The following is a 15,216-nucleotide window of genomic DNA, read 5'->3' on the forward strand; positions in this document are numbered from 1 at the left end:
GGACTCCGCGCTAAGGTGACACTCGAGTGAAGCTGAACGCACGGAACCTGACCGGTCTCGACATCCCCGTCCCGACCTATGACCGCAGCCAAATCGGCATCGGCATAGCGCATTTCGGTGTCGGCGGCTTTCACCGCGCCCACCAGGCTATGTACATCGACCGGCTGCTCAACGCCGGGCTCGCGCGGGACTGGGGCATCTGCGGTGTCGGCGTGCTGCCGGGCGACCAACAGATGCGCGACGCGCTGCGCGACCAGGACCACCTGTACACGCTGACCCTCGAACACCCCGACGGCACGCGGGAACCGCGGGTCATCGGCTCCATCGTCGACTTCCGTTATGCGCCTGAGGATCCCGACGCGGTCATCGAACTGCTCGCCGCCCCGGCAACCCGGATCATCTCACTCACCATCACCGAGGGCGGCTACCAGCCGCCCCTGAGCGCGGTGTTCGGGTTGGTGACCGAGGCGTGCGACCGGCGCCGGGCGCGCGGCCTGCCCTCCCCCACCGTCGTGTCCTGCGACAACATCGTCGGCAACGGGGACACGGCGCGGCGCGCATTCACGTCCTACGCACAGCGCACCAATCCCGAACTCGCACAGTGGATGAACCAGAAGACACGCTTTCCCAACTCGATGGTCGACCGGATCACGCCCGTGACCACGCCGGACGTGGCCGAGCGGCTGGAGGCCGAATACGGCGTGCGCGACGCCCGGCCCGTGGTGGCCGAGCCGTTCGCCATGTGGGCGATCGAGGACGACTTCGCCGACGGGCGCCCGCCCCTGGACCAGGCCGGTGTGCAGCTGGTCGACGACGTCGCGCCGTACGAGGCAATGAAATTGCGGTTGCTCAATGCCGGCCATCAGGGCCTGTGCTACTTCGGATACCTGGCCGGATACCGCCTGGTGCACGAGGCCGCCCAGGATCCGGTGATCGCCGAATTCCTGGCCCGCTACCTGGATTCGGAGGCCATGCCGACGCTGACACGAATCCCGGGGCTGACCGAGTTCCGCAACCAACTACTCCCCCGGTTCGCCAACGCCTACGCGCGCGACACCGTCGCCCGGCTGTGCACCGACTCCTCGGACCGCATCCCGAAATGGCTGCTGCCGGTCGTGCACGACAATCTGCGCACCGGCGGTCCGGTGCGGCTGTCCGCGGCGATCGTCGCGAGCTGGGCCCGCTACGCCGAGGGCGTCGACGAACAGGGCCAACCGATCGAGGTGATCGACCGGCTGTCCGACACGTTGGTGCCGCTCGCCCGCTCGCAACGCGACGACCAGGACGCGTTTCTGGCCAACCGCCCGGTGTTCGGCGACCTCATCGACGCCCCGCGCTTCCGCGACGCCTACCGGTGGACCCTGGACTGCCTGCACCGCCGCGGCGCGCGCGCCACGCTGCGGGCCCTGGTCGGGGACGACGCGTCATGACGCTGGTCGCCGGGATCGACTCCTCGACGCAATCCTGCAAGGTGCTGGTGTGCGACGCCGAGACCGGAGCGGTGGTCCGCGAGGGCCAGGCCGGCCACCCGAGCGGGACCGAAATCGACCCGCGCGCTTGGGAATCCGCCGCGCGAGAGGCCATTGCGAACGCGGGCGGGCTGGATGGCGTCGATGCTGTGGCCGTCGGCGCGCAGCAGCACGGCATGGTGTGCCTGGACGAAACCGGCGCGGTGGTGCGGCCCGCGCTGCTGTGGAACGACGTGCGCTCGGCCGACGCCGCGCACGCCCTCGTGCGCGAGCTGGGCGGGGCGCGCGCGTGGGCCCAAGCCGTCGGCGTCGTGCCGCTGGCCGCGATTACCGTGGCGAAGTTGCGCTGGCTCGCCGACCACGAGCCGCGCCACGCGGACCGCACCGCGGCGGTCTGCCTGCCCCACGACTGGCTGACGTGGCGGTTGCGCGGTGACGCCGACATCGCGGGGCTGACGACCGATCGCAGCGACGCCAGCGGCACCGGCTACTACGACGCCGCCACTGGCGACTACCGCCTCGATCTGCTGGAACTGGCGCTGCGCGGCCGACGTCCGCGGCTGCCCACCGTGCTGGGCCCATCCGACGGGACAAGCAGTGGCACAACACTATTCGGTGCGGGTCTGGGCGACAACGCCGCCGCGACGCTGGGCCTCGGCGCCCAAGAGGGCGACGTGATCGTCTCGATCGGCACGTCGGGGGTGGTGGCCGCGGTCACCGCGGATCCGGTCCGCGACGACGCGGGGTATGTCGCCGGATTCGCCGACGGCACCGGGCGCTACCTTCCGCTGGTGTGCACGCTCAACGGCGCGCGGGTGCTCGACGCCGCGGCCGCGATGCTGCGGGTCGATCACGACGAGCTGTCGACGCTCGCGCTGTCGGCGCCCCCGGGCAGCGAAGGTGTGGTCATGGTTCCCTACCTCGAAGGTGAGCGAACACCCAACCGGCCCAACGCAACCGGGGCATTGCACGGCCTGCGGGTCTCCAACGCGAACGCGGCCAACCTGGCCAGGGCCGCGGTGGAGGGACTGCTGTGCTCGCTCGCCGACGGCGTCGCGCATCTGGCCGCGCGCGGTGTCGTCGCGCGCCGCATCCTGCTGGTCGGCGGCGGCGCGCAATCCAGGGCGCTGCGCGAGATAGCGCCGGCAGTGTTCGGCATGCCGGTGCTGGCGCCCGCCCCGGCGCAGTACGTCGCGGCGGGCGCGGCGCGGCAGGCGGCCTGGGCGCTGAGCGGCTCGCCCCGGCCGCCTGCGTGGGAGCCGCCGCCGACGCACGAATACACCGCCGAACCCTCGCCCGAGGTGCCCGCCCGCTACGCGCGGGTGCGCGATCTCACCGAGGGGGCCGCGCGTCGGGAAGCGGACGAAACACCGGAAGGATCCGGTATTTCGCGGTGAAGCGGGCCTGGTCGTATTTGTCCCCGACCTCGCCGTCGCGGGCAACGGTCGTGGGGCCGTCGACGGCGCTGAAGCTGAATTCGGGCACCTGTAACTCGTGGTAGAGCGGGCTGCGTTCCAGCCGGCCCAGCGCCAGCGCGGTCAGGATCCGGGTCCTGGCCCATGGCCGGCCCGCCTCGAGGATGCGAACATCGATCAGGCCGTCGTCCATGCGGGTCCGCCGCGCCGGCGCGAAACCGGTGGGCAGGTACAGCGAATTGCCCAGGAAGAACAGCGAAGTCAGCAGGGTCTTGTTGTCGTAACAGATGCGCACCGGCTCTTCCTTGCGCAGCGTGCGCAGCATCGCGTAAAGACCCGCCAGCGGCTTGCCGATGCGCTTCTCGAGCTTTTCGCGCCGCCGCACGAACGCCGGGTAGGCGCCGATGCTGGCGGTGTTGAGCACCATCTGAGAGTCGTTGAGGCACACCAGGTCCACGCACGCCACGCTGCCGCGCCGAATCGCGTCGACGGTCTTGGCCACGGTGTCGCAGCCGATGTCCTTGGCGAAGTGGTTGAACGTGCCGGCGGGGAAGACCGCCAGCGGGAGCCCGGCGTCGATGGCCACCCCGGCCGCGGCCGCCACCGTGCCGTCGCCACCGCCCACCGCGAGCACCTCGGCGCCGGCGGCCGCGCCACGCAAGACCTCGACGGGGTCGTCGTCGGGACCCAGCTCGCGGATGTCCACCTTCGGCAGCTCGGCGCGCACCTCGTCGAGCACGCGGGCCCCGGTGCCGCTGCCCGACTCCGGGTTGATGACCAGGACCACGCCGGCGCCGTCCGGCCGCGGCGGCGTCTCGACGCGCAGCGGTTCCGTTCGCGGAAGGGCGGTTTCGACGATCGGCGGCACGAGGCGGCCACCCAGCACGGCCAGGCCGGACCCGATCCCGAACCCGGCGACGACGTCGCCCGGGTAATGCGCGCCGGTCGCCACCCTCGACAGGCCCACCAGCCCGGCCAGCAGCGCCAGCCCGAAGCCCAGCGGCGGGTTCTCCAGGCCGACCCCGACGGCGAACGCGGCCGCGCTGGCCGAATGCCCCGACGGCAGGGAATTCGACGTCGGGCGGCGGCGGACCTGCCGGACGAGGGGCACCAAGTCGTAGCCGGGACGCGGGCGCCGCCGGATGCGCTTGGCGAACTGGTTGGTGACCAGGCTGGTGGCGGCCAGCGTCACCAGCCCGCGGGTCGCGCCGCGCTGCGCGCTGTGCCTGCCGGTGGCCAGCAGGGCCGCGCCGATGGCCAGCCACAGCTTCGAATGGTCGGCCGCGCGCGTCAACCGCGGCATGACCGTGTCCAGCAGCGGGGTGTCCGTCTCGGCGATCGCGTCGAACAGCTCGCGATCCAGCGTGCCGAGTCCTCGGGTGATCTGTTTGACGCCGCGCGCGCGTCGCCAGGGCCGCCTGTTCATTCGCTCCACCCTAACCATGGGTGACAATCGATCGGAAAGACATGGACGCACAGGGCTATTGCACGAGATGGCGGGAGAACGCCGAGCGCCGCGGCGTGCCCCCGCACGCGCTCGCCGAGATCAGCCGGCGCCACGACATCACGCGCGCCAGCTTCGTGGTCCTCGCGAGGATGCAAGAGATCAAGGACCCGGCCGGCCAATCCTTCTTCCTGCTGCCGCCCAGCGCCGGCGGGGGCGACGCTCGCGCGGCGGCGCTGATGACCTACATCCTGAACGCCGGCAGCGATTACGGCGCGGCGGGCAAGCGACCCACCGACTTCCCGGCCACCCCTCACTGCGCCGCCGAGGTGACCCGAATCCGCTTGCGGCAGCAGGCAAACGGCTGGAGCTACACCCGCGACGTCCCGTTCGTGCACCGCAACGGGGGGCGCCTGGTCACCACCCCCAACGGCATGCTGATGGGGTTGGGCGGCAACTGGATCCAGCGGCTGTTCAGCCAGCGGGGCGGCACCACGTGGGGCGATATCTTCATGGTGAACCTGGGCCGGCTCGACGACCCGGCAGAGCAGCTGTGCCGGGTCGTCGCCTCCGGGCACACCTGGTGCCTTGACGGGCACGGCGCGCCGCGCTGCACCCGGCTGGACCTGGACCGGGTGCTGCACCACGAAGAGCGGCACGCGCAGCAATGGGCGGCCCGCGGCTATCTGGGCATGCTCACCGGCTACGGTCGGGAGTTGTTCCGCGAGTTGGCCTTTGGGGCGACCAACAGGCTCGAAGCCGACGCCGGCCTGGCCGACGGCGGCTACAGGGCGTGAATCCCGTGGTAGAGCACCATCGCGCCGATCACCACCAAGACGGCCGCGAGCAGGGCGGCGTTGTTGCGGTCCATCCAGTCCTTGAGGCGCGCCAACGTGTCGTCGAGGCGGCTGCCGGCGGCCACGTAGGCCAGGATCGGGATCGCGACGCTTGAGGCCGCGATGGCGACGAAGAACGCGGCGGCCGCCCAGTCGCCGGCGACGCCGAGCCCGCTGGTGCCGATCCCCAATCCGGCCGGGACGCAGATGAGCGCCACGTCCGGGCGCACGAGGGCTAGCACCGCGCCGGTGATCCCGGCGCGGGCCGGGGTGATGTTGGCGAACGAGCGCATCCACGCCGGCGACTCGGATTGGTCGTTTCGGCGGAGCCACCGGTAAACGCCGAACGCGATCAGCGCCGCGCCCAGCACCACGCGCAGCCACGACGACCACCGCGGCGGCGCCTTGTCCAAGCCGCCGAGCAGCCCGGAGGCCGCGACGGCCAGCGCCGTCAGCGCGGCCAGGCTGAGCAGCCAACCGCCCAGGAACGCCAGGCTGCTCGGCCGCGGCCGCGGCGCCTGCAGCACCAGCACCGCCGGGATGACCGTGAGCGGCGACAGCGAGATGACCAGTCCGAGCGGAACGAGCCCGGTCAGCACCGTGCCCCAGCTTCCTGCCATGGGCGGCATCCTCCCATTGCCGTGCCGAAGTGACGCCGAAACGCGCCGGAGTCGGCCGAACGCGGGTCAGGCCAGCGCGCGAATCCCGTTGTAGAGCACGATCAACCCGATCAGGAACAGGATCACGGCCAGCATCGCGTCGTGGTTGGCCTCCATCCAGGCCTTGAGACGTTCCAGCGTTCCCTCGAAGCGGTCACCCGAGCCGGCATAGGCCAGGATCGGGATCGCCACCGTCGACGCGGCGACGACGACGAAGATCGCGGCCGCGACCAACTCGCCGCCGGCGCTCAGGCTGCTGTTGCCGACGGCCAAACCCGCCGCCGCGCACAGGATGAGCACCTCGGGCCGCAGCGGCACCAGGACCGCCCCCACCACCCCGGCGCGCGCCGGGGAGAGCGTGGAAAACGACCGCATCCACCGCGGCATGCTGCGGTGGCGGTGCCGGGTGAACCAGTGGAACGCCGCGAGCGCGAGGAGCGCCACCCCGAAGACCAGGCGCACCCAGGACGCCCATTTCGGCGGGGTCGCATGGAAGCCGCTGAGCGCCTCCGAGCCGGCGACGAACGCCGCCGTGAAGGCGACCAGCCCCACCAGCCAGCCGCCGAGGAAGGCGAGACTGGCCGGGCGCGCCCGGGGCGCGTGCAGCACGAGCACCGCGGGGATGACCGTGATCGGTGACAGCGCAATGACGGCCGCCAGCGCGACGAGCTTGCTCAGGACCGAGGCCCAACTTGCGTCCACGGGCAGCAATCATCGCATTGCGCGGTGCGGTCAGGCTTTGCGGCGCAGCGTCCAGGCCGGCACCCAGTGCGTCACGGTCTTGCGCCGGGATCCGTAGGCGACGGGATAGGTCACCAGGCCCCACCAGTCGCCCTGCTCGCACAGGGCCCAGCAGCTCAGCCGGCCCTCGACGACCTTGTGCAGCTGCAGCCCGTTGGGCTGATAGCGCCCCGAGCGGTGCGGCTCACGCGGGAACAGCACCGTCAGGTCGACCAGGACGGCGATGGGCGGGCGGACCGCGCGAAACGGGTCACGGACCGGTTGGCCGTTGTACCCGATCGATGCGAGCCGTCCCATTGATCGATCATACGTTCGAATCAGGGGCCCGGTCGGCCGATCCTCCCGGGCCGTTCTGGCACCATAGCGATGTGTTCAGCCCCGGCGTGCTCGGCAGCCGCCGGCCTGCCGTGGCGGCCGCGCTGGACCCGTTGCTCGTCGCGGCGCTGGCCGTCGCGGTGAGCATGGCCGGGGCCGCCCGGCCCTCCTTCTGGTACGACGAGGCCGCGACCATCTCGGCCTCCTACAGCCGTTCGCTGGCCCAGATGTGGCACATGCTGGGCAATGTCGATGCCGTCCACGGCCTGTACTACCTGCTCATGCACGGGTGGTTTCAGGTCTTTCCGGCCACCGAGTTCTGGTCGCGCGCGCCGAGTGGCCTGGCGGCGGGGGGCGCGGCCGCCGGCGTGGTGGTGCTGGGCAAGCAGTTCTCGTCGCGGACAGTCGCGATCGCCTCCGGCACGTTCTGCGCGATCCTGCCCCGCACCACGTGGGCGGGCATCGAGGCGCGGCCCTATGCCCTGTCGATGATGGCCGCGGTGTGGCTGACGGTCCTGCTCGTCCACGCCGCGCGCCGCGACACCCGGCGGTTGTGGCTGGGTTACGGTGTCGCGCTGGCCCTCTCGATCGTGCTCGACGCGTATATCGCGCTGCTGCTGGGGGCGTACGTCGTCTTCGTCGTCGTCTTCCACCGCGGCCGAACCGTGTTGGCGCGCTTCGCCACTGCCTCGGCCGTGGCGGTGGGTGCGGTGTTGCCGTTCCTGTTGACGGTGGCCGGCCAGGCGCACCAGATCAGCTGGGTCGCCCCGATCGGTCACCGCACCATCGAAGACGTGGTGATGCAACAGTATTTCGAGCGAAGCCCCCCGTTCGCCATCCTGGCGGCGCTGCTGATGTGTGCGGCGATTGTGTTGTGGCTCAGCGGGTCCGCGCGGCTGGCGCCATCGGAGCGGCAGCTGTTGGTGCTCGCGGCGGGGTGGCTGGCCATTCCCACCGCCGCGATCCTGACCTATTCGGTGCTGGTGCACTCGATCTACACGCCGCGCTACCTGTCGTTCACCGCGCCCGCGATGGCGCTGATCCTGGGGGTCTGCGGCGGCGCGGTGGCCGCCAGGCCCTGGGTCACCGCGGCGCTGGTCGGCCTGTTCGCCGTGGCGGCGGCGCCGAATTATGTTCGGGCGCAGCGCAACCCGTACGCCAAATACGGGATGGACTACAGCCAGGTGGCCGACCTGATCACCGCGCGGGCCGCGCCGGGCGATTGTCTGCTGGTGAACGACACGGTGACGTTCATGCCGGCCCCCATGCGCCCGTTGCTGGCGGCTCGCCCGGATGCCTATCGCAAGCTGGTCGACCTGACGCTGTGGCAGCGCGCGACCGACCGCAACGACGTCTTCGACACCAACCTCATCCCCGAGGTCGTCGCCAAGCCGTTGAGCCACTGCGGCGTGGTCTGGATCATCACCCAGGCCGACCCGTCACAGCCGGCGCACGAGCGGGGCGCCGCGCTGCCGCCGGGCCCCCGCTACGGGCCGACCCCGGCGTTCGCGGTGCCGCACGACCTGGGCTTCCGGCTGGTCGAGCGGTGGCAGTTCAACCTGGTTCAGGTGCTCAAAGCCACGAAATGACCGCTACCAGATGCGCAGGTAGTCCACCAGCATGGACGCCGGGAAGACACCCGCGGCGGGGTCACCGGCGCCCACCCCGCCTACGGCGAGCGTGAACATCGGGGTCATCCAGTAGCCGGGGTTGTTGAACGGCCACCGGAAGTCGTCGGGCGCGCCGCCGGCGACGTGGATGGGCTTGTTGGGCACCTTGTAGTACTGCGCCCCGTCCCGGAAGAACTCGAATCCCTCTTCGCCCCAGTGCATTCGCCACGTGTGCCAGTTGCCGTCGACCAGACCGGGAATCGACCTGCCCTCCCAGGTCTTCCCGTTGGACGCCGCGTGGACCGTGGTGCCGGGGGCCCAGTCGCCGTTGCCGTACCACTCGAAGATGTCGACCTCGCCGTCGGGCAGCGGGTCCTCGTTGACACCCCAGAAGGACGGCCACAGGCCGGGGAACAAGCAGTCCAGCTTGATCCGCGCCTCCCAGGTCTGGTTGATCATGCTGCGGAAGTTGCCGCGCAGCTTGCCGCTGTAGTAGGTGTTGCTCATCAGATCGTGGGTTGCGCACAGGACGAGGTTGGAATTGCCGTCCTGGAACACGTTTTGGCGATCGTCGCGGTAGATCCCCTCCACGGGCGGGAACACGTCGTCCTGCCAGGTCTGAATCGTCCACTTGCCGGGATCGGGAGGCGAGCCGGCCGGCCCGTCGAACTCGTCGGCGAAGATGTAGGGCCCGCCGCCGGCGGCCGGCGGCGCCTGCGGCGCCGGCGGGGTGGCCCAGGCACCCGGCAAGCGCATCGCAGCCCCCAGCATGCCGAGCCCCGAGATCAACATCATGCTGCGACGATCCATCTACAAACCACCCATCGTTGAAAGCCGGCACGTCAAGCCCGGCGCGCTCTCCCCAGGCAACTCTCGCAAACGGTGTTATAACACCACGCGGTGGGGGTGCGGCGCATCCCGCGGCCTCAGCGCGCGCCGGGTTCGCTGATTTTGACCAGCGTCTTGCCGACGTTGACGCCGGTGAACAGGCCGTTGAGGGCGTCGACACACGACTCGATGCCCTCAAAGATGGTCTGCCGGTGGTGAAGTCGGCCCTCGGCCTCCCAGCCGCGCAGCGCGGCGAACGCCTCGTCGAAGCGGCCCCACTGGTCCAGCGCGTTGAAGCCCTGCATCAGCGCGGTCTTGGACAACAGGTTCACGTAGTTCGCCGGCCCCGGGTGGTCGCCGGTCAGGTAGCTGGAGATGACGCCGCACAGCACCACCCGCGCGCGGGGGGCCAGCCGGCCCAGCACGGCGTTGAGGATGGGCCCGCCCACGTTGTCGAAGTAGACGTCCACCCGTTGCGGGCAATGCTTTTTGAGCGCCGCGACGATGTCGTCGTTCTTGTAGTCGATGCACGCGTCGAACCCGAAGTCCTCCACCACCGCCCGGCATTTCTGCGGGCCGCCCGCGATGCCCACCACCCGGGCGCCGGCGATCTTGGCGATTTGCCCGGCCACCGATCCGGTGGCCCCCGCGGCCGCCGACACCACCACCGTCTCCCCGGGCTGCGGTCGGCCGATGTCGGTCATCCCGAAATAGGCGGTGGCGCCGGTCGGCCCGTACACCGACATGATCGCCAGCTGGTCGTCCTCGCCCGGGATCGGCGTGCTGAACAGGTCGTCGCGGATGATCACGTATTCCTGAAACCCGGTCAGCGTCGTGACGACGTCGCCGACGGCGAACGCGTCACACCGCGACGCGACCACCTCGCCGATGCCGGCCGCGCGGATGACCTCACCCAGCTGCACCGGCGGAAGGTAGCTGGGCTGGTCGTCGAGCCAGGTGCGGGCGGCCGCGTCGATGCCGACGTAGGTGGTGCGCAGCAGCGCCTCCCCCTCGGCGGGTTCGGGCGCGGGCGCGGTGACCATTTCCGTGTCGTCGGGCCGGACGAGCCCCGACGGGCGACGACGCAACAACACCTGGCGGTTCGGCAAATCGGGCACGATCCCCAAAACTACCGAACGGGCCGAAAACGCAGAAGCGAATGGCATATTCAATGCATGGCAGCAAACGATGACCCGGAAGAGCGGATCCGGGAACTCGAGCGCCCGCTCGCCGAGTCGGCGTGGGCCTCAGAGCAGGGCAGCTCCGCGTCCGCCGGCCAGGCCCATCCGCCGCCGACCCCGGGCGCCCCGCCACCGCCGCCGGCGTGGACCTACGGCGGCCCGGTCACCGGACCGCCGCCGCCGAGCCCCTCGGGCAACCGCGTGTGGTGGATCCTTGGCACCGTCATCGTGATCGGTGTGATCGCACTCGCGGGAGGCATCGCCGCCTTTGCCGCACACCAGATTTCCGGCGTGAAGTCATTCATCACCTCGCCGCCGAGCGTCTCGACGAGTCCCGCCCCGTCGGCCTCGCGGCGAGCAGCGCCGTCGACCTCACCCGCCCCGCCGCGCGGCGCCCGGCTCAGCGTCGCGGGCATCAACGAGAGCCGGACCATCGCGTGCAACGACAACATCGTCAGCGTCAGCGGCGTGTCCAACACGGTGACGATCACCGGGCATTGCGCCAGCCTCTCGGTCTCCGGGGTGCAAAACGCGGTCACCATCGAGGCCGCCGACGCCATCACCGCGTCGGGCTTCAACAACAAGGTGACCTACCACTCGGGCACGCCGAAGATCAGCAACTCCGGCGACTCGAACGTCGTCACCCAGGGCTGAGCCGAAAACGACTGCTACGCAGTCTCTTCGGAGTCGTCGTCGAGGACGCTGACCGCGATGCCATAGGGCAGGAACCGCACCTTGCGTTTCGGGTCGAGGTTGTCCTTGTTCGCGCGCAGGGCGTCGAGCTCGGTCGCGTAGACCTGTTCGACGCGCGCGCCGCCGCCGTCGTCCACGGTGTAGATGGCCCACACGCCCTCGCCGGCCTCGCCGGCGGTCTCGGGCGCGGGGCGGGGTCGCCGCGACATGTCCTCGAAGATCGTCGACCAGCCCGACCTGCCACCGGGAGCGGCGACGAACCTGCTGACGCGCTCGAACACGTCGCGCAGCCCTTCGCTGCCTTCGCGGATCATGCGATCGAATTCGTCCGGGTCGAATCCGAACCCACCGTGCTCGCCCATCCGACCTCCTCGCCAGCGCGTGCCGTCATTGCCAGTGTGCGCTCAACTCCGCGCGTGTGCCACGTGCTAGGGGGCCGGGGGCGGCGCCGGCGGGGTGATCGGGATCGGCACGGTGACGAACGGGAAGTGCAGGTACATGGTCACCGGCGCGGGCCTGGGCGGCGGCGGCGCGGCCGGTGGCGGCGGCGGCGGTGCGACCGGCGGGGGCGCGGGGGCAGGCGCGGCCGGCGGGGGGGCCGCCTGCTCTACCGGTTGGGGCACGTACTGCGGCGTTTGGCGGGTCGGGGCGCGACGGACGGGCGCCGGGGGCGCCGACGTGGCCGTGGTCTGCGGCGCGGGTTGCTGCGCGATCGGGGCGGGCGCGGGCGCGGGGGCGGCCACCTCGGCGGTGGGCGCGGGCGCCGGCGGGGACGTGCTCGGGGCGGGCGGCTGCGCTTGGGGCGGGGTGCTGGGCGGCGCGGCCGGCAGCTGGATGCCGGGGGTGGCAACGCTGACGCCGGCGTTGTGCCCCTCACCGGTCGGCTGATCCGCCGTCAGCGTCACCAGCACGACCCCGGCGATCACGGCGGCGATGCCGCCCAGGGCGCTGCCGGCGAGCAGCATGGCGCGGCTCCGGCGCGGAGGCCGCTGGTCTTCGTCTTCCTCGGCGTCGTCGGCCAGGGCGCTGTACGCGCGGAAACCGGTGCCCGTGCCGGCGTCGCCCCACAGGTCGAGGTGGCTCGGACCGACGGCCAAAGGGCCGAATTCCCCGGTGCCCGGGTCCAGGGCGTAGGCCAGGGCCGCGGTCGACGACGCGAACAGCGGCGCGTTCGCCGAGGCCAGCGCGGCCCCGCGGGCCAGCGCCATGTCCGGCTCCTCGGGTCCGGTCACCCGCAGCGAGGTGGCCGCCTCGATCGCGGGTTTCAGCGCAACGATGTCGGCGCCGCAGCCGACGATGAACACGCCGTCCGCCGCGGACCCGCCCGCGTCCAGACCGGCGACCATCGTCGCCAGCTCGGCGGGCGCCGCGGTGCCGGTGATCCGGCGCCGGTGCAGGTCGACGATGGAACCGTCGCCGACCTCGACCACGGCCAGCGTCGCGCTGGCGGTCTCCACGAACAGCATCGCGATGCGCTCGTAGGCCAGCGCGTCGCCGACCGTCTGCGCCAGCGCGGCCGCAGCCAGCAAGGGCGCGACCATCATCACGTCGCCGAGATCGCTGGCGTTGATGGCCGCCCGCAGGGCGGCGACGTCGGCGGGGTTCGTCCAGGTGACCCCGGTGGAGCTCAACCGGTGGCCGCCCTCGACCACTCCTTCGCGGGTGCCGCCGATCGCGTCGATCACCCGATCGACCGCATTGCCGGCGGCACCCACCTCGAACTCTTCTTGTTCGACGGTCACACCGTCGGCGTCTTGGCCTTCGATCGCTACCAGGCGGACCGTCCCGGGAGCTATCGACACCCCAAGCACGATGTCCACGTAACGCCTCCAAGGTCTTTCGAACGCCCCCCGAGCGAGGGCATGACGGGGAAACCCCATCCGAACTTGGTGACACAAACGTTACCCGCGCGCGCATGGCCGCGCAGATGGACCGCCTAAGCAGGACCGACGCTAATAACCCGGGCCCCAGTAGGGATTCTGCGAACTTCCCGGATACTGCGGATACTCATTCCCCGGATACGGCTGGTACTGCGGATACTCGTTCGACGGGTACTGCGGCGAGTACTGCGGGTACTGGGGGGTCGCCGGGGCCTGCTTCTGCGGAACCTGGATCGGTATCGGCACCGGCAGCAGCGGGACGTGGATCCACTCCGTCGTCATGGGCACCGTGGTCGTGGTGCTGGTGGTGACGGGCTCCTCACTCGTGGGCGGAGGCGGCGACGTCGTCGTGGCCGTCGGTGACGGCGGGGCCGTAGTGGTGACCGTCGGCTGCGGCGGCGCGGTCGTCGTCGGTGGTGCCGTGTGCCGCGGGGTGTAGACCGGCGCCGGCGGCGCCGTGGTCACCAAGACCGGAGGCGGTGGCGGTGCCGGCGACGGCGGGGGTTCGGGCGGCGGCGGCGCAGGACTTGGGACGGGTTGCGCGCTCGGCGGCGGGGGTGGGGGCACGGCGGTGGGCGGCGGCGGGGCGGCCGGAGCCGGCGCCGCAGGCTTGACGGACGGCGCGGGCGGCGGCGCGACCGACGGCGCCGGCGGGGCCTGACGGTTCTCGATCCCGGTCAGCGTGTAGGCCACGCCGCCGACCGCGGTCATGGCGACCACCGCGGACATCCCGATGATCAGCTGGGAGATCCGAAGGCGCCGCCAGGGCCGCCGTTCCCGGGGTGGGTCGATGACGTTGAGCCGCATCGACCAGCCGGCCGGACCGTCTTCGTCGTAGGTTTCGCCGCCGAATCGCATCCGCAGGTCGCCGGGGTCGTCGGTCTGCGACCACGCCAGTTCGCGATCCGTGAGCGCCTCGTCGTCGATCACCAGCACGTCGCCGGCGCCCAGGTCCACGACGTCGCCGGCGGCGTCGGCCGTCGCGAGCAGCCCGATCGACGTGCGGGTCCGCAGATCCAGCTCGCCCCCGCGGGAGGCCAGGATCAGCGCGCCGCAGGCCGCCGCGAAGGCCGGCTGCGACGGCGTCAGGATCGGCGTGCGCCCGTGCATCGAAAGTCGTTCGGTCACAAGCGGAATGCGTGCCCCGCCACCGACCGTGACCACCGCCGCGAGGTCCGACCAGCTCTTGCGGTAGCGCACCAGCATGTCGTCGAAGGCATAGATGAAGCCAGTCAGCCGATCCTGGATCAGCTCTTCGAGGTCGTCCTGCGTCACCGTCAGGCTGCAACTGCGCCCGCCCAGCTCGGCGACGATGTCGGTGGCCATGTCGACCGAAAGGCGTTCCTTGGCCGCGCGGCACTGTTCCCTGAGTTCGCCGAGCTGCCCGACACCGGCGGTGCTGCCGGGGTCCAGGCCGCTGCCGTGGCCCAGCTCCTCGAAGGCGCGCAGCTGCAATTCCTGGTCGATCTCGTCGCCGGACAACGCGGTGTAGCGCATTGTGGCGCTGACGAGTTCGAAGTCACCGGCAATGTTCACCAGGGTGGCTGACGTGCCGCTGCCGCCGAAGTCGAGCAGCCCGACGATGCCGTCGTCGGGCAGGCCGAGCTCGGATTTCACCGCGGTCAGCGACGCGATCGCGTCCGAGACCAGGCGGGGCGCCATTCCGCTTCGGACGAACCCCACATGCGTCCGCAGGGCGTCGCGCAGCGCTTGCACCGTGCTCGGTTTCCAGTGCGCGGGAACGGCGATGGAGATCTCCGAAGCCGCCGCATCGGCGCCGGCGGCGAGCACCATCGCGTCCAGGGCCTCCACCGTCAGCAGCTCCGGATCATGCGCGGAACCGTCGGGCGACACCAGCGCGACCGAGTCCCCGATGCGCTCGACGAAGTTTCTCATCGGCACGCCGGGTTCGGCTAGCGGCGGATTCTCTTCGGGCACACCAATTTTCGGTGCACAGTGCGGATAAAGGGTGAGCACGCAGCGGCGGTTAACCGGTGGGCTTCCATTACGCGCAGCGACCAGGTTCGTGGTCCCGATCGACAACCCAAGTGGGTCGTACATAGAGCGAAAACCTTCGTCTATAGGGGTCGGTGGCCAGCGTTAACCATAGCCTCGGACACGCCCAAAGCCGATGCTTCGCAATGT

The 15,216-nt window shown here is 71.0% G+C and carries 14 protein-coding genes; 5 read left to right on the forward strand and 9 right to left on the reverse strand.

What is annotated here, in order from left to right:
• Positions 1-26 precede the first annotated feature (26 nt).
• Both OCQ_RS23615 and OCQ_RS23620 read left to right on the forward strand, forming a co-directional pair.
• Positions 27-1,430 carry a mannitol dehydrogenase family protein gene (locus OCQ_RS23615; RefSeq protein WP_014385954.1) on the forward strand — a complete coding sequence of 468 codons (1,404 nt, stop codon included), beginning with the start codon at positions 27-29 and terminating at the stop codon, positions 1,428-1,430.
• The gene (locus OCQ_RS23620; protein ID WP_008261608.1) at positions 1,427-2,866 is read left to right on the forward strand and encodes an FGGY family carbohydrate kinase; all 1,440 of its coding nucleotides are present in this window, start codon (positions 1,427-1,429) and stop codon (positions 2,864-2,866) included. Before OCQ_RS23615 ends, OCQ_RS23620 begins: the two co-directional genes overlap by 4 nt.
• Here the strand turns inward: OCQ_RS23620 and OCQ_RS23625 are convergent.
• Positions 2,802-4,310: a bifunctional phosphatase PAP2/diacylglycerol kinase family protein gene (locus OCQ_RS23625; RefSeq protein WP_008261610.1), complete on the reverse strand. Its 1,509-nt coding sequence runs from the start codon at positions 4,308-4,310 to the stop codon at positions 2,802-2,804. The two genes, OCQ_RS23620 and OCQ_RS23625, sit on opposite strands and share 65 nt — an antisense overlap.
• Before the next feature lie 41 nt (positions 4,311-4,351).
• Here OCQ_RS23625 and OCQ_RS23630 point away from each other — a divergent pair, with 41 nt between their 5' ends.
• Positions 4,352-5,125: a hypothetical protein gene (locus OCQ_RS23630; RefSeq protein WP_008261612.1), complete on the forward strand. Its 774-nt coding sequence runs from the start codon at positions 4,352-4,354 to the stop codon at positions 5,123-5,125.
• Here OCQ_RS23630 and OCQ_RS23635 read toward each other — a convergent pair.
• From OCQ_RS23635 to OCQ_RS23645, 3 genes are all read right to left on the reverse strand, one after another.
• Entirely contained in the window at positions 5,113-5,784 is a 672-nt protein-coding gene (locus OCQ_RS23635) for a GAP family protein (RefSeq protein WP_008261614.1), read from the reverse strand. The genes OCQ_RS23630 and OCQ_RS23635 overlap by 13 nt on opposite strands.
• Positions 5,785-5,850: 66 nt before the next feature.
• The gene (locus OCQ_RS23640; RefSeq protein ID WP_008261616.1) at positions 5,851-6,525 is read right to left on the reverse strand and encodes a GAP family protein; all 675 of its coding nucleotides are present in this window, start codon (positions 6,523-6,525) and stop codon (positions 5,851-5,853) included.
• 30 nt (positions 6,526-6,555) lie between these two features.
• Positions 6,556-6,861 carry a hypothetical protein gene (locus tag OCQ_RS23645; RefSeq protein WP_008261617.1) on the reverse strand — a complete coding sequence of 102 codons (306 nt, stop codon included), beginning with the start codon at positions 6,859-6,861 and terminating at the stop codon, positions 6,556-6,558.
• Positions 6,862-6,932: 71 nt separating this feature from the next.
• Between OCQ_RS23645 and OCQ_RS23650 the strand changes: the two genes are divergently transcribed.
• Positions 6,933-8,468: a glycosyltransferase family 39 protein gene (locus OCQ_RS23650; protein ID WP_036429635.1), complete on the forward strand. Its 1,536-nt coding sequence runs from the start codon at positions 6,933-6,935 to the stop codon at positions 8,466-8,468.
• Positions 8,469-8,471: 3 nt separating this feature from the next.
• Here OCQ_RS23650 and OCQ_RS23655 read toward each other — a convergent pair whose 3' ends face one another.
• A complete protein-coding gene (locus OCQ_RS23655) occupies positions 8,472-9,299 on the reverse strand; it encodes a glycoside hydrolase family 16 protein (RefSeq protein WP_009956078.1) in 828 nt (275 codons plus the stop codon).
• Between the two features lie 116 nt (positions 9,300-9,415).
• A complete protein-coding gene (locus tag OCQ_RS23660) occupies positions 9,416-10,435 on the reverse strand; it encodes an NADP-dependent oxidoreductase (protein ID WP_008261621.1) in 1,020 nt (339 codons plus the stop codon).
• A gap of 57 nt (positions 10,436-10,492) precedes the next feature.
• Here OCQ_RS23660 and OCQ_RS23665 point away from each other — a divergent pair, with 57 nt between their 5' ends.
• Complete coding sequence (locus OCQ_RS23665) at positions 10,493-11,152, forward strand: DUF3060 domain-containing protein (protein WP_008261624.1); 660 nt, start codon at positions 10,493-10,495, stop codon at positions 11,150-11,152.
• A gap of 14 nt (positions 11,153-11,166) precedes the next feature.
• Here the strand turns inward: OCQ_RS23665 and OCQ_RS23670 are convergent, their stop codons facing one another.
• The 3 genes from OCQ_RS23670 to OCQ_RS23680 all read right to left on the reverse strand — a co-directional run bounded on the left by OCQ_RS23670 (position 11,167) and on the right by OCQ_RS23680 (position 15,132).
• Positions 11,167-11,553 (reverse strand): hypothetical protein, encoded by a 387-nt coding sequence (locus OCQ_RS23670; protein WP_008261626.1) that lies wholly within the window; start codon positions 11,551-11,553, stop codon positions 11,167-11,169.
• Between the two features lie 66 nt (positions 11,554-11,619).
• A complete protein-coding gene (locus OCQ_RS23675; RefSeq protein WP_041785272.1) occupies positions 11,620-13,011 on the reverse strand; it encodes a DUF7159 family protein in 1,392 nt (463 codons plus the stop codon).
• A 132-nt stretch (positions 13,012-13,143) separates the two neighbouring features.
• Complete coding sequence (locus OCQ_RS23680; protein WP_014385958.1) at positions 13,144-15,132, reverse strand: Hsp70 family protein; 1,989 nt, start codon at positions 15,130-15,132, stop codon at positions 13,144-13,146.
• Between the last annotated feature and the right edge of the window lie 84 nt (positions 15,133-15,216).

Origin of the sequence: Mycobacterium paraintracellulare, from assembly GCF_000276825.1 — a bacterium.
Classification (GTDB): domain Bacteria; phylum Actinomycetota; class Actinomycetes; order Mycobacteriales; family Mycobacteriaceae; genus Mycobacterium; species Mycobacterium intracellulare.

Excerpts from the sequence above, each read along its gene's own strand:
- OCQ_RS23620 (WP_008261608.1), top strand. The coding sequence starts at position 1,427 with ATGACGCTGGTCGCCGGGATCGACTCCTCGACGCAATCCTGCAAGGTG.
- OCQ_RS23625 (WP_008261610.1), bottom strand. The coding sequence starts at position 4,310 with ATGAACAGGCGGCCCTGGCGACGCGCGCGCGGCGTCAAACAGATCACC.
- OCQ_RS23630 (WP_008261612.1), top strand. The coding sequence starts at position 4,352 with ATGGACGCACAGGGCTATTGCACGAGATGGCGGGAGAACGCCGAGCGC.
- OCQ_RS23635 (WP_008261614.1), bottom strand. The coding sequence starts at position 5,784 with ATGGCAGGAAGCTGGGGCACGGTGCTGACCGGGCTCGTTCCGCTCGGA.
- OCQ_RS23645 (WP_008261617.1), bottom strand. The coding sequence starts at position 6,861 with ATGGGACGGCTCGCATCGATCGGGTACAACGGCCAACCGGTCCGTGAC.
- OCQ_RS23655 (WP_009956078.1), bottom strand. The coding sequence starts at position 9,299 with ATGGATCGTCGCAGCATGATGTTGATCTCGGGGCTCGGCATGCTGGGG.
- OCQ_RS23665 (WP_008261624.1), top strand. The coding sequence starts at position 10,493 with ATGGCAGCAAACGATGACCCGGAAGAGCGGATCCGGGAACTCGAGCGC.
- OCQ_RS23670 (WP_008261626.1), bottom strand. The coding sequence starts at position 11,553 with ATGGGCGAGCACGGTGGGTTCGGATTCGACCCGGACGAATTCGATCGC.
- OCQ_RS23680 (WP_014385958.1), bottom strand. The coding sequence starts at position 15,132 with ATGTACGACCCACTTGGGTTGTCGATCGGGACCACGAACCTGGTCGCT.